This window comes from Lysinibacillus xylanilyticus (genome assembly GCF_001183605.1).
GTDB classification, from domain to species: domain Bacteria; phylum Bacillota; class Bacilli; order Bacillales_A; family Planococcaceae; genus Lysinibacillus; species Lysinibacillus xylanilyticus.
In genome coordinates this window covers 122,509-136,444 of sequence record NZ_LFXJ01000005.1, presented here as the reverse complement: position 1 = coordinate 136,444, position 13,936 = coordinate 122,509, and the positions used below count along the sequence as shown (strand labels likewise).

Here is a 13,936-nt window from a genome sequence, read left to right as displayed (position 1 = left end):
CCTTAACCGAAACGACCTGAAATATAATCTTCAGTGCGTTGATCTGCTGGTGTTTGGAAGATAACGTCTGTTTTATCGTACTCAACTACCTCTCCACTCAGGAAAAATGCTGTACGATCAGAAATTCGCGCCGCTTGTTGCATATTATGTGTCACGATAATAATTGAATAATCTTTTTTCAGCTCTTGTACAAGTTCCTCGACTTTTAATGTAGAAATCGGATCAAGTGCAGATGTTGGTTCATCCATTAAAATAACATCTGGTTCAATCGCTAAACAGCGAGCAATACAGATTCGTTGTTGCTGGCCACCTGATAAACCGTATGCATTTTGATTTAAGCGATCTTTTACTTCATCCCAAATTGCGGCACCGCGTAAAGATTTTTCAACGATTTCATCAAGAATCTTCTTATTCTTTATGCCGTGGATACGTGGACCATATGCAATATTATCGTAAATAGACTTCGGGAATGGGTTTGGCTTTTGAAATACCATACCTACACGAGTGCGTAATTCCTCAACAGTATAGCTTTTATCTAGAATATTGCGCTCACGATATACTATTTCACCTGATGTTCGAACACTTGGTACAAGCTCTACCATTCTGTTTAGAGTTTTTAAATAAGTAGATTTCCCACAGCCTGAAGGGCCAATTATAGCCGTTACTTCATTTTCGTAGATGCTTAAATTGATGTCTTTTAAACCATGATGATCACCGTACCATAAATTTAAATTACGTGTATCATATACTACTTTTTTGGCAACATCAGCAGATGGCTTTATAGCCGTATGAATCGATTTGACAATTGAATTTTCCTCTTTTATACCCAGTACCATAAGGTCACCTCATTAATAACGTTTTTGGAATTTATTTCGAATAAAGATGGCAATAGAGTTCATCAGTAAAAGCACTGTCATAAGAACTAAAATACCGGCTGCCGCTACATATTGAAATGCCTCTTGCGGACGTTTTGCCCAATCGTAAATTTGCATCGGTAAAGCTGTGAATTGACTCAATAAACCATTAGGTAAAAACTGTAAAATAACAGGGATACCAATTACAACAAGTGGTGCTGTTTCACCTATCGCACGAGACATTGCTAATATACTTCCTGTTAAAATCCCTGGAATGGCTGCCGGTAGCACAACATGCAATATCGTTTGCCATTTTGTCGCGCCCATACCGTAAGAAGCTTCGCGTTGTTCATTCGGTACAGCACGAATAGCCTCCTGCGCCGCAACAATGATCACTGGTAAAATTAATAAACTCATTGTTAAACCAGCTGCTAAAACACTTTTCCCTAGTCCCAACATTCGAACAAAAATTGTTAACCCAAGTAAACCAAAAACAATGGAAGGTACACCTGCTAAGTTAGAAATATTCATACGAATAAAGTCATTTAGTCTATTTTTCTTTGCATATTCCTCTAAATAGATCGCAGTCCCTACACCTATAATAATCGACACTGGAGCAACAACTGCCATCAGCCAAAGTGAACCTATTAAAGCTGCCTTAACACCCGCTTTATCTGCGAATCGTGATGCAAAATTTGTTAAAAAATCGATTGTTAAATAGTCGAAACCTTGTGTAATTATTCGATAAAGCAAAATAGCTAGTGTCACTAATGCAAAGGTCGTAGCTAAGAAGAATAATGACTTCCAAACTTTATTAAACGTAATACGCTTTGTCATTCGTTTCATGACGACCGTGTCATCAATATAGCGCATGTTAGTAAACCTCCCTGAAGCGTTTAGAAATATATTGAGCAAGTAAATTCATCACTAAAGTAAAGATAAATAATGTGAATCCTACTGAATAAATCGAATAATAAATCGTCGTACCATAACCAGCATCGCCTGTTGCGACTTGTACAATATACGCAGTCATCGTTTGAATCGAGTCTGTCACATCTAAATCGAATTTAGGTGTAGATCCACCTGCAAGTGATACGATCATAGTTTCTCCAATTGCCCGGGAAATGGCGAGGACAACCGAAGCGATAATGCCCGATAATGCAGCTGGTAATACTACTTTTATAGCTACTTCAAATTTTGTTGCTCCAAGAGCTAAAGCACCTTCACGCATACTGTTTGGGACAGATGACATCGCATCCTCAGAAAGTGATGTAATCATTGGTAAAATCATAATACCTACAACAATCCCCGGACTAAGTGCATTAAAAAGTTTCAGCCCTGGAATAATTTGCTGTAACATCGGCGTGACAAATGTTAATGCGAAGAAGCCATAAACGATCGTTGGTACACCTGCTAACACCTCTAAAATAGGCTTAACCGTACGTCTTATTTTTTCGCTTGCATATTCACTTAAATAGATTGCAGAAGCAATGCCAAACGGTACTGCTACGACAACTGCAATAAGTGTGACTTTCAATGTTCCAGCGATTAAAGGTAATATCCCAAATAACGGTTCCTTCCCTGAAAACGGTAGCCACTGTGTACCAAATAGGAAATCCGTAATCGAAACACGTTTAAAGAATTCAAACGTTTCAAAAATAAGGGTGAAAACAATGCCAAATGTCGTCAATATAGAAATAAGTGCCGCAGAAAATAATAGGGTTGGCATTGCTTTTTCCACTATTTTCTTTGTTTTTTTATTGCGCGAATTTGCAATTAATTGCTGCACAGATGATGTCTTGTTTTCTTTTTGAGAAACCATTGGGTGCTCCTTTCAAATAAGAGAGGGAAAGAGCATACATCTCTTCCCCTCCATGCATGTCTACTTATTTTAAGCCTTCTAAAGTTTTTAAAGCTTCACTATATTTATCTTCTGGTAGACTGACATAACCTACTGCTTCTGCCATATCTCCTGCGTGCTCAAGTGTATATTTGACAAAGTCATATGCCGCTTCATTTTCTTTCATAGCACTATTTTTCACATATACAAATAGTGGTCGTGAAAGCGGTGCGTATTCACCAGATTCAATTGTTTTATTTGTTGGCTCAATGCCGTTAACTTTCACGATACTTAATTTATCTTTATTTTCTAGGTAGTAAGCGTAGCCAAAGAAGCCGATTGCGTTTTTGTCACCCGCTACACCTTGAACTAGCATGTTATCATCCTCTGATAATGTTGCTGATTTTGCTAGATCAGCACCGTCTAAAATCGTTTCATCAAAGTAATCGTACGTCCCTGAGTCAGTACCTGGTGAGTAATACACGATTTTTTCATCTGGCCAAGATGGGTCTATATCCGACCATTTTTTTTGTTTACCATCTTCAACCCAAATTTTCTTTAATTGTTCAACTGTTAGATCCTTCGCCCAATCATTTTCAGGGTTCACTACAATCGATATCCCATCATATGCTAAAGGAAGCTCTGTAAAAGCAATTCCTGCTTTCTCTAGTTTTGCTTTCTCTTCATCTTTTACTGAACGAGATGCATTTGAAAAGTCTGTCTCACCTGCGATGAATTTTTCAAAACCACCACCAGTACCAGAAACACCTACCGATACTTTGACATTCGGTTGAGTCCCTGCATACTCTTCAACTACTGCCTCAATAATTGGTGCGACAGTTGATGAACCATCTCCAGAAACAGCTCCTTGAAGTTTTTTGTCAGCAGCATCTTGTCCTGAACTCGCCGGTGCGTTTGTTTCTGTGTTGTTACCTTTTTGTGCAGAGTCGCTACCACATGCACCAAGCATTAATGCTGAACCCATTACCGCTGTCATCGTTAAGTACTTCCACTTTTTCATCTCATTTGCCTCCGTCACTAACATTTTTATAGTTGTTTGTCTTACAATCTTTACTATAATGACTAAATGTTGAAGTCGTATAAACAGTTCGTAAAAGAGACGTAAAGGAATGTAATGCTTTGTAAATGATTGTAAAGATGAATTTACAATTGAATCGATTTTCCACAGGATGTGAAGTTCTTAGCTTGAGTTCCTCGATTTCAGTTGGTAATTGAGCATTTACTGTAAATGGGCCGCCTCCACAATCATCTCACCATCTTAAGAGGTGAAAGTCTTCTTTGGAATGAAGATAAAACTTGCTTCCCTTTGGAAAAATGCTATAATATGCAATTGTGTCAGGAAATAATCTAAGAGGAGTTTGACTTTGTGATAAAGCATGCAAAAGTACAAAATGCCGATTACTTTAAAACGTATTTAACACTTGTTATGGAACATCGGGAATATACTTTACAGGAAGCCGTTGATTTTATGGTAGAGTCTTATTTCTGTAATAATATAGAGCTTTATGGATTAAAACCGAAACAACAATTTGAAAAAGCGATTCAACAATTATCTGTATAATAAGTCTTTTATATAATAAATAAAACACGGTATGAAAATGTATCTTTCATACCGTGTTTTTTCGCAGATATTCAATAATAACTCTGAACTGTAAAAAAACCGCTAGGCATAGAAATGCACTAGCGGTTTTTCTTATTCTTGCTCATCTTCACCAATTTTGTCTTCTGTAATAGCTGGTAAAATTGGTTGTTTCACATTACTGTCAGTCACTTTTTCAGCGTTATATTTTGCTTTTAACTCAAAATATTTGTCTAAAGCATCGCGAGCGATAATGTTATTATTTGGCAAATGTTCACGACCTGTAGTTGCCCAAGGAATGACAACAGCATAGGCAATTTCAGGATTTTCATAAGGAGCAAAACCAACATGTGTAAAAGTAAGTGTGTCCGTACCATAATACTCTTTTAACGGTCCGAAATACACTACCTCTGCTGTTCCTGTTTTCCCTGCCGCTGTATATGGAGTATTTGCAAATTGAGCTCGCGCAGTACCTTGCGAACCTGTATAAACTAGACGTAACCCTTTTTTCACATAATCAATTTCTTCTACAGGATTATCGATACGATTTAAAATTGTTGGCCCTATTTCATTCACTAATTGACCTAAATGTTGCCCATCATTTGATGGCTCACGTACCTCTTTTACAACATGTGGCTGAATACGATAACCACCATTTGCGATTGTCGAGATATACTGCGCCAATTGTAAAGGCGTATACGTATCATATTGTCCAATTGCTAAGTCGAGTGTTTTACCACCCATCGTTGGACCTGATGGACCCTCTACACCACTAAATTCATTCGGCAAGTCAATACCTGTTTTTACACCTAAGCCAAATTGCGCAAAATTATTACGCATTTTAGGGAATGTATCGTCTTTTAAACGAAGTGGCATCTTATAGCTATAAGGTGTTCCATTAATAAGCATTGCAATTTTAAACATATAAACATTCGACGAACGTTCTAGAGCCGTTAAGTCATCCATTGAAATATAACCATTTCGGTTAAAAATTGAAGCTTTTGGTGATGTCCCTGCTAATACAATAGGTTCATCTCCCATTACGGTACCCATTGAAACAACTCCTTGATTATAACCAGTAAGGAGAGTTGCTGCCTTAACTGCAGAACCTGCCTCATATGCTGTTGTAAAGGTACCATATGAATAATCGACTACTTCAATTTTCCCGGTTTCAGGATTTTTCTCAATCTTCTTACCAACCATTGATAAAATATCGCCTGTATTCGGGTCCATCATGACTAAAAAGGCACGATCAAGTAAATACGAACCCCCTCGTGATTTTAAATTAAGCAATTCACGCTCGACAATTTTTTCTGTTTCTAATTGTAGCTCACTATCAATTGTAAGTTTTAAATCTTTACCAGGCTCACCTTCATAGGTCGTAACGGTATCGACTACCTGCCCTTTTTTATTCGTAATATTTTTTACAACTGATTTTTGTCCTTGCAGTAAATCTTCATATTGCGCTTCAATATAACTTTCACCAACACGGTCATTTCGTGAATAATCACGAGCTAAATAATAATTCAGGTTTTCTTTCGGAATCCCTTTTGCCGGTACTGTTGTACGTCCTAAAATACCGAGTGATGATAATTTCAAACGCTTCCAGTCAGTTGTTGTGTTAACGCCAGGTAGTTGAGTTAAACGTTCAGAGACACGTGCAAACTCATCGTCAGATACATTTTCACTTTTAATAATTTGTGGTGATAAATTGTAGCCTGATACCATCTCTCTAAAGATTGCTAATACTTCTAAGTCCTTTTCTGTCAACTGCAATAATTCTTCGTTTGTAATTCGTTCACGAACAAGTTTATCTATCTGTGCATTGATTTGACTTGTCTGTACATTTTCTTGGGCACTAATTTTCTTTTTTTCTGCCTCTGTTACTTTTTTATAGGCAGCGTCGTGGTTTTTTATAATCCAAAAATCCTGTTTGTCACGTAAAGTAACACGGTTTGTTGGCTGCTCAATCAATTGTGCAAGCTTTTCGGCTATGTCTAAGATTTCATCTGTTTTTGTCGCCGGCATTTTCGTATACGTAATAGCGTTTTCTGGTTGGTTATCCACTAAAATACGCCCGTATCGATCATACATTCGTCCCCTTGGCACACTTGTATTGACAGATACCTCCTCTTTACGCTCTAAATCACGTACATAATCTTCCCCTTTTACGATTTGCATATAGCCAAGCCTAAAAATTAGCATTGAAAATACGAGAAATATAGCAAAGAAAAGGACATTCATACGAAATGTTAAATTAGAGTGATGTTTTGCTTTAACACTCGTCGCGCGATTTTTTCCCGGTGCTTTGCGCATATGTATTCCCCTCCTCATCTAATTACAATTTAAATACACGATATCTAGTATACCATTCGAAGGTACGACAGGAAAGCATGCACTTGAGAATTTATGCTTGAAAACATCATTTATTTGACGGCACTTTAAGATGAAAAGTTTCTGTTTTTTATCGATTGTTAGAAAAATAGTTTTTACATTAAATATTGGAGGGTGAGGTACAATGTGAAGCTTCTTCACCAAACGTTCCGGCGATTGCTCCGCCCTTTCTACTAATGGGCGTATCGAGGCATTCACCTTAAATTGTATTGGATACATCAAACATTATAGAACCCAAAAAAAGACAGCAAAAAAGGCTATGCCTTGGCGAGTAATCACCTTTGGCATAGCCTTCTAATAAACATTAATTATTTTGCAGCTTGGAATTTAGCTTCAACTACATCCCAGTTTACTACGTTCCAGAATGCACCGATGTAATCTGGACGACGGTTTTGGTAGTTTAAGTAGTAAGCATGCTCCCAAACGTCTAAACCTAGAACTGGAGTTTTACCTTCCATAACTGGAGAGTCTTGGTTTGGAGTAGATGTAACAGCAACTGAGTCACCATCAACGATTAACCAAGCCCAACCTGAACCGAAGCGAGTTGTAGCAGCTTTTGCAAATTCTTCTTTGAATGCATCGAAAGAACCGAATTTAGCATCGATTGCTTTTGCAACTTCGCCAACTGGAGTATTTGAACCGCCTGGAGCGATTAATTCCCAGAATAATGTGTGGTTTGCATGTCCGCCACCGTTGTTACGTACAGCAGTTTGTTTGTCAGCTGGAAGAGCATCAATATTTGCGATAAGATCATTAATATCTTTTTCAGCAAATTCAGTGCCTTCTACTGCTGCGTTTAAATTTGTTACATAAGTATTGTGGTGTTTAGAATGGTGAATTTCCATTGTTTTTGCATCGATATGTGGTTCTAATGCGTCATAAGCGTAAGTTAATTGTGGTAATTCAAAAGCCATTGTTAAGTTCCTCCCTAAAGTAAAGAAATAATTAATACATTCTTAGATTATCAAAATTGGTCAAACCATTCAACGAAAAATACTTCAAATTGAAGATTTCAGCCTTTTGACTGAAAAACAATACGTCTACTATCCTACCCTATTGTTTTGTCAATTATGCCTCGGCATAATTGCGTCCGGAATCGACCGAAGGCTTTAAAAAACTATATGGAATAAAATCATATCGCTATAAAGAACACCACAATCATGACGATTTGAATTACTGCTTTTGCAAGTGTTGATGTTAAGAAGCCAACGAGAGAGCCAACACCGCTTTTCACAGCCTCTCCAAAAGTACGACGCTCTACGATTAACTCTCCAATCACAGCTCCTAAAAATGGGCCGATTAATATACCTACAACCGGAATAACGAACGGACCAATTAATAAACCAATGGTACTGCCCCACATACCAGCATTTGAACCACCAAATTTTTTAATACCAAAGGCATTTGCTACAGAATCAGCAACAAATAAAATGACAACAAATATAATTTCAGTCGCCCAGAACCACCAGCTTAGCTCCGCAAATGAAAAAAATAATCCATATACTATAAAACCACCGATTAAAAAAATCACACCTGGAATTATCGGGTATACCAATCCAACAAATGAAATGATAAAGCAGGCAATCACTAAGATCCAGCCAACAACTTCCATAAAAAAAATTCTCTCCTTTTGTCGTGCATCAGGTTAGTTAACTAAGAAGAAGCTAATCTATTCTATTGACGTGAGCTGAGCCACTTCCTTCGCTACAATTTGCTCTAAATGAGCATACATAGCTCTAAATTAACAAAGAAATCCTTGTTCCTTCTCAACCAGCCTGATCGTGCATTACCTTTCATACGGATTCACAAAGCTAAAAGTTTCGTTGATTTAATGTCGAATCCCTAAAATTGAATCAGCTATATTTACAGCATGATCTCCTATACGCTCTAAATTGCTAACGATATCCGTATAGACGATTCCTGCCGCTCCATTACATTCATTTGTATTTAAGCGCGCAATATGCTTTTGTCTTAGCTTATCTTCCATATCATCTATCAAGCTTTCGAGCTCAGTTACTTCCTGCGCCAAGCTCAAACTAGCTGTATCTAGAGCCGCTATACTCTTTCGTACAGCTTCAATCGCCAAGCTAAACATGCCTATTAAATCTTGTCGGGCTGACTTACTTAAACTTACCTCATGATGATCTTTATATTGTAAAAGCTCTAAAATATTTTCAAAATGATCGCCAATACGTTCAATGTCTCGTACATTTGTTAGCAGTGTATGGTGTCTTACTGAGTCTGCTCGAGACAGTGGTTGCTTAGACACCATCACTAAATAATTCGTGATTTCCTTGTCTAAATGATTGAGCGCTACTTCTAATTGTAAAACTGTAGGGATATGAGCACCTTCACCAGTTTTCATATATAAAAATGTTTCTTCTAAACCATGAAGTGCATGTTCCCCCATACGTAACACTTCTTCTTTCGCTTGCCCAAGTGCAATCGCCGGAGAAGAATCAATGAATGATGGATCTAAATGCTTCGTTGTCACATTAATATTTCCATCATGCCCAGGTACTAGCTTCGTGACAAGTGCAGCCAATCCTCCGATAAATGGTAGCTGAATCATCATATTAATCACGTTAAATGAGCCATGCGCTATCGCTATTTGCATTTTCGCTTCTAAATGGAATAGCCCACTAATCCACTGAACGTAATGCATAAAGGGTATAAAAAACATCATGAAAATGATCGTACCTATAATATTAAATAGCACATGGGCTGCCGCTGCACGTTTAGCATATACAGAAGCACCAAGTGAAGCTAAAACTGCCGTAATGGTCGTGCCTATATTTTCACCAAATAAAATAGGCAAAGCACTATCTAAGCCAATTAAATGCTCAGCATATAAGCCCTGTAGCACACCAACAGTGGCTGTTGAGCTTTGGACAAGCAACGTAAACACTGTCCCTAGAAAAATTCCTACAATGGGCTGATCCCTTAGATGAAGCGTTAATGATGTTAGGTCCGCTAATTGATGAAGTGACTGCATGCTTGCACTCATTAGCTCTAATCCTAAAAATAATCCACCGAAGCCAAATAATATTTGTCCGATATACTGATACGTCGCTTTCTTAAAGAAAAATAACAACCCAGCACCAATCGCCAATAATGGATAGAAATATATGCCGATATTAATACCAATAATAAAGGCGGTTATGGTCGTCCCAATATTTGCCCCCATAATGACACCGATTGCTTGACGTAATGTTAAAAAACCTGCACTCACTAGCCCCACCGTAATCACCGTTGTTGCAGAACTCGACTGGATACAAATCGTTACAATTATGCCCACTAGAACGCCCATTAAAGGGTTTGTTGTAAAACGATTTAACCATTCACGCAGTCGATCATCTGCTGATTTTTGAAGCCCATCCCCCATAAATTTTATGGAAAATAAAAAGACTCCTAAACCGCCTAAAAATTGAAACAGTATGCTTTGCCAATCTATTGTCAATTGTATTCGCTCCAATTCCTACATCTCTACTTCTCTATTCCTAATCTTTAAATGATAGTTTAAAAAAAGTAAAGAAAACCTTTAACTTCTTTACACAATATTAACATTTCATTACCGTATTCTCAGTAATTATTACTAATTTCATTTCTTGTCAAAGTTGAACATGGTAGAATAGCGATTGGAGGAGATATGCTTATGAAACACTCACAACTATTTATCGATAGCTTAATTCATCCAAAAAAACTTGCTGCCTATCGTTTATTACCTATCGGAAAAGTTATTCAATATACCTTTCTTCTAATTACTGTTGTTACAGTTTTCTCTTTTGGTCGTTTTACGGCAGGATTGTCTGTTGATACACTTGATATGAATAGTTTAAATGGTATTACTGAATACATAGAAGGCGTTAAATGGGTATTGTATCCCGTGACATTCATCATGCTTTTTGTTTTTACAACGATGCTTATTTTTGCACAAATTGCTCTCTATGCCTTAGCAGGTCTACTGATTTTAAATGTCATGAAGCGTCGTGGAGAATACCGTCACATTTGGAGAACTACGACATTTGCCATGACTTGGGCAATTCTAATAAGTATGCTATCAGATTATTTACCGATTAACAGTACAATTATCTCTGTTTTTTCTTTATTTTTAACTGTGACTCTACTAATCGTAGCCCTCACAAAATATCCAAAACAACCAATTACAAAATAATATGCATGATTCCCCTCTCTTCTAAATATAGTGTTAGAAAAGGAGGGGATTTTTTGCGTGCTTTAGTGTTAACAGCTATCATTATTATTTTTGCTTTTGTTGTGAAAGTAGATTTAACAGAAGGTTCATTACAATTTGCTGCCATTAATCCGAAAAATACTGAAAACGCCCTTTGTGAAAAGCAGCGAGAGCCAAATTATATCACTGTCCAGACTATTCAAGGCGATACCATCCACAGTTTATTTGCACTACATCCTGCCAAAGTACCAATGACCTTCCCTGAACGTTTACAACTATTTTATGAATTAAATCCACACTTACAGTTACAGGCGCTTGTTCCTGGTGAAAATATTAAGCTTCCGCTGTCATTTGAATTTGAAAACACATGTGGAAAATGAAAAGTTAGCGTTTCTTCCTTGTCCTTATTTTCTTACACTGCTAAAATAAATGTCAGTGACGGTCGAAAGTATGGCCCGAAAAGGAGAGAAAGTTAATGAGTGAAATTTGTCACCGTACAAATACACGTCCCGTGCGTGTCGGTAATTTAACAATTGGTGGTAGTAATGAATTATTCATTCAAAGTATGTGTACAACAAAAACACATGATGTCGAAGCAACAGTAGCAGAAATTCTTCGTCTTGAGGAAGCAGGCTGTCAAATTGTTCGCGTCGCAGTACCAGATGAGCGTGCAGCTGATGCGATTGCTGAAATCAAAAAACGTATCAATATTCCATTAGTAGCTGATATTCACTTTGACTATAAATTAGCTTTAAAAGCAATTGAAAATGGCATCGATAAAGTTCGTATTAACCCAGGTAATATTGGGCGTAAGGAAAAAGTAGAAGCTGTTGTTAATGCAGCTAAGGCTAAAGGTATTCCAATCCGTATCGGGGTAAACGCCGGTTCATTAGAGCGTCATATTTTAGAAAAATATGGTTACCCTACTGCAGACGGTATGGTAGAATCTGCCCTTCACCATATTAAAATTTTGGAAGACTTGGACTTCCACGATATTATCGTATCGATGAAGGCATCAGATGTAAATCTAGCGATTGAGGCCTATGAGAAAGCGGCTAAAGCCTTTGATTATCCTCTACATTTAGGAATTACTGAATCAGGCACATTATTTGCGGGTACAGTAAAATCAGCGGCTGGCCTTGGCGCAATCCTTTCAAAAGGTATTGGTAATACGCTACGTATTTCACTATCAGCAGACCCTGTTGAAGAAGTTAAAGTAGCACGTGAGCTATTAAAATCATTCGGTCTTGCTTCTAATATGGCAACACTTATTTCTTGCCCTACATGTGGTCGTATTGAAATTGATTTAATTTCAATTGCCAATGAAGTAGAAGAATATATTTCTAAACTTAGTGTACCGTTAAAAGTAGCTGTTCTTGGTTGTGCGGTAAACGGTCCTGGTGAAGCACGTGAAGCCGATATCGGTATTGCTGGTGCTCGTGGTGAAGGTTTACTATTTATGAAGGGCAAAACAGTTCGTAAAGTGCCTGAAGAAACAATGGTAGAAGAGTTGAAAAAAGAAATCGATAAATTAGCAGCTGAAATGGCTGAAAAACGTGCGGCTGAAGAAGCAGAAAAAGCGAACGCCTAAGGAGGTGCTAGCATGAAAAAGCCCCGCTTTGGTATTGATATCGATGGAACAGTGACATGTCCTAGTACTCTCATTCCACATATCAATAAACAATACAATGTAAATATTACACTCGACGATGTGTGCGAATATGATTTTTTATCAGCATTTCCCCACCCTGTTGATCGTGTAGCATTTAATACATGGTTTAAAGAAAATGAGCCATTTATGTATGAAGTTTCTGAAGCAGCTAAAGATGCAAAAGATATTTTAAATACGTGGAAAGAAAACTACGAACTTTATTACATCTCTGCTCGTGGTGAGAATGTATCAGAAGTTACGGTAAATTGGTTTAAATCACAGTCTATTCATTACGATCATATCGAGCTCATTGGTAGTCACGATAAGATTTCAGTAGCAAAAAAACATGGTGTTGAGGCATTCTTTGAAGATAAGCATGATAATGCGGTCATGCTTGCGGAGGAATTAAAAATACCGGTCGTATTATTTGACACTCCGTATAATCGTCTTGCTGTTCCGGACAATGTAGTACGCGTTTATAACTGGCAAGAAGCCAACCAATTTATCACAAACTATTTTAAATAAATCAAGGGTCGTGTTCGTGCATTGAACACGACTCTTGATTTTTTATATCTCAAGTATCCCTCGCAACCAACGCTCCACAAAACTTTCAAAAGTAATACCATAATTTTCATAAACAGCATGGTACACGAAATAAGTTCCTAATCGCTCAAGTAATTCATCATTAATCTTCATCACAAACCGCTCCCTTTCTTTGAATAATTACCCAAATTTTCAGATACTTAAATTCCCATTTTTCCGAACATTCTAGTGGAGGTCGCATCGTTGCAAAACCGTCACAATCTACCGCCTTCATGCCCTTTCTTCGTAGTTTTCTTTTCGTTAATATAGTAGTAACAATTTGCAATACTGGAGGGACTACTTGTGAGATGGATGACAAAGGTAGCTTGTATAACATGTCTTTCCGCGCTGCTAGCTGGCTGTGATGATCGATTATCTGAAATTAAAGAAGCGGTTACAGGCATAAATTCAGCAGCAGAAACTGCAGCCAGTGCAGTTGGTCGTGATGTACATGCTATACGAGCAATTGCCATTAACTATAAAGATACATCTTTTACGGTTAATGACCTGTTTAAAACTATTTTACGTGACGTACGCTGGGATTATGACGCTGAAAAAAGTGAGCTTCATGTGAGAGGTACATGGCAAGCACCACTATTTTCTGAGCAACCGTGGGATGATACGATGAAAAAACAACTAGCAGAAACAGGTGTAGTAAAGGTTACGTGCACTATTAAGAACAATAAAATTGATAGCGCTCTCACAAATGTAACACTAATTTTTAATGATGAAACGATTGTAGAAATGACTGACGAAGAGGCACTTCATCACCTATATGATACATATTTACAAAAAGAAACTTCGTAGTTTTCTATTTTTAAAA

Annotated in this window: 15 protein-coding genes; 6 read left to right on the top strand and 9 right to left on the bottom strand. The window is 37.5% G+C overall.

The features are described from left to right. Positions 1-2: 2 nt before the first annotated feature. The 4 genes from pstB to ACZ11_RS03710 form a co-directional block, all read right to left on the bottom strand. On the bottom strand, positions 3-836 hold the full coding sequence (pstB, locus tag ACZ11_RS03725; protein ID WP_049663913.1) for a phosphate ABC transporter ATP-binding protein PstB: 834 nt from the start codon (positions 834-836) through the stop codon (positions 3-5). Positions 837-848: 12 nt separating this feature from the next. Then, complete coding sequence (gene pstA / locus ACZ11_RS03720; protein ID WP_049663910.1) at positions 849-1,727, bottom strand: phosphate ABC transporter permease PstA; 879 nt, start codon at positions 1,725-1,727, stop codon at positions 849-851. A gap of 1 nt (position 1,728) precedes the next feature. Continuing rightward, entirely contained in the window at positions 1,729-2,676 is a 948-nt protein-coding gene (pstC, locus tag ACZ11_RS03715) for a phosphate ABC transporter permease subunit PstC (RefSeq protein WP_049663908.1), read from the bottom strand. A gap of 64 nt (positions 2,677-2,740) precedes the next feature. Continuing rightward, a complete protein-coding gene (locus ACZ11_RS03710; RefSeq protein ID WP_049663907.1) occupies positions 2,741-3,715 on the bottom strand; it encodes a PstS family phosphate ABC transporter substrate-binding protein in 975 nt (324 codons plus the stop codon). A gap of 366 nt (positions 3,716-4,081) precedes the next feature. Between ACZ11_RS03710 and ACZ11_RS03705 the strand changes: the two genes are divergently transcribed. Then, on the top strand, positions 4,082-4,276 hold the full coding sequence (locus ACZ11_RS03705) for a hypothetical protein (RefSeq protein ID WP_232733170.1): 195 nt from the start codon (positions 4,082-4,084) through the stop codon (positions 4,274-4,276). Positions 4,277-4,408: 132 nt separating this feature from the next. Here ACZ11_RS03705 and ACZ11_RS03700 read toward each other — a convergent pair whose 3' ends face one another. The 4 genes from ACZ11_RS03700 to ACZ11_RS03685 all read right to left on the bottom strand — a co-directional run bounded on the left by ACZ11_RS03700 (position 4,409) and on the right by ACZ11_RS03685 (position 10,148). Next, complete coding sequence (locus tag ACZ11_RS03700; protein ID WP_049663904.1) at positions 4,409-6,610, bottom strand: peptidoglycan D,D-transpeptidase FtsI family protein; 2,202 nt, start codon at positions 6,608-6,610, stop codon at positions 4,409-4,411. A 386-nt stretch (positions 6,611-6,996) separates the two neighbouring features. Beyond that, positions 6,997-7,602, bottom strand: a complete 606-nt coding sequence (locus ACZ11_RS03695) for a superoxide dismutase (RefSeq protein WP_049663902.1) — start codon at positions 7,600-7,602, stop codon at positions 6,997-6,999. Between the two features lie 218 nt (positions 7,603-7,820). After that, positions 7,821-8,300, bottom strand: coding sequence for a DUF456 domain-containing protein (locus tag ACZ11_RS03690; RefSeq protein WP_049663900.1), 480 nt, complete (start codon positions 8,298-8,300; stop codon positions 7,821-7,823). Positions 8,301-8,516: 216 nt separating this feature from the next. Beyond that, positions 8,517-10,148 (bottom strand): Na/Pi cotransporter family protein, encoded by a 1,632-nt coding sequence (locus ACZ11_RS03685; protein WP_049663897.1) that lies wholly within the window; start codon positions 10,146-10,148, stop codon positions 8,517-8,519. Positions 10,149-10,343: 195 nt separating this feature from the next. Here ACZ11_RS03685 and ACZ11_RS03680 point away from each other — a divergent pair, with 195 nt between their 5' ends. The 4 genes from ACZ11_RS03680 (at position 10,344) to ACZ11_RS03665 (ending at position 13,056) form a co-directional block, all read left to right on the top strand. Then, positions 10,344-10,862, top strand: coding sequence for a DUF1189 family protein (locus tag ACZ11_RS03680; protein ID WP_049663894.1), 519 nt, complete (start codon positions 10,344-10,346; stop codon positions 10,860-10,862). A 53-nt stretch (positions 10,863-10,915) separates the two neighbouring features. Next, positions 10,916-11,260 (top strand): hypothetical protein, encoded by a 345-nt coding sequence (locus ACZ11_RS03675; protein ID WP_049663892.1) that lies wholly within the window; start codon positions 10,916-10,918, stop codon positions 11,258-11,260. A 95-nt stretch (positions 11,261-11,355) separates the two neighbouring features. Next, positions 11,356-12,471 carry a flavodoxin-dependent (E)-4-hydroxy-3-methylbut-2-enyl-diphosphate synthase gene (gene ispG / locus ACZ11_RS03670; protein ID WP_049663890.1) on the top strand — a complete coding sequence of 372 codons (1,116 nt, stop codon included), beginning with the start codon at positions 11,356-11,358 and terminating at the stop codon, positions 12,469-12,471. Between the two features lie 12 nt (positions 12,472-12,483). After that, positions 12,484-13,056, top strand: coding sequence for a 5' nucleotidase, NT5C type (locus ACZ11_RS03665; RefSeq protein WP_049663887.1), 573 nt, complete (start codon positions 12,484-12,486; stop codon positions 13,054-13,056). Positions 13,057-13,098: 42 nt separating this feature from the next. Here the strand turns inward: ACZ11_RS03665 and ACZ11_RS27180 are convergent, their stop codons facing one another. Next, positions 13,099-13,227 carry a hypothetical protein gene (locus ACZ11_RS27180; protein ID WP_268639474.1) on the bottom strand — a complete coding sequence of 43 codons (129 nt, stop codon included), beginning with the start codon at positions 13,225-13,227 and terminating at the stop codon, positions 13,099-13,101. 198 nt (positions 13,228-13,425) lie between these two features. Here ACZ11_RS27180 and ACZ11_RS03660 point away from each other — a divergent pair, with 198 nt between their 5' ends. Further along, entirely contained in the window at positions 13,426-13,920 is a 495-nt protein-coding gene (locus ACZ11_RS03660) for a hypothetical protein (RefSeq protein WP_236690855.1), read from the top strand. Positions 13,921-13,936: the final 16 nt, after the last annotated feature.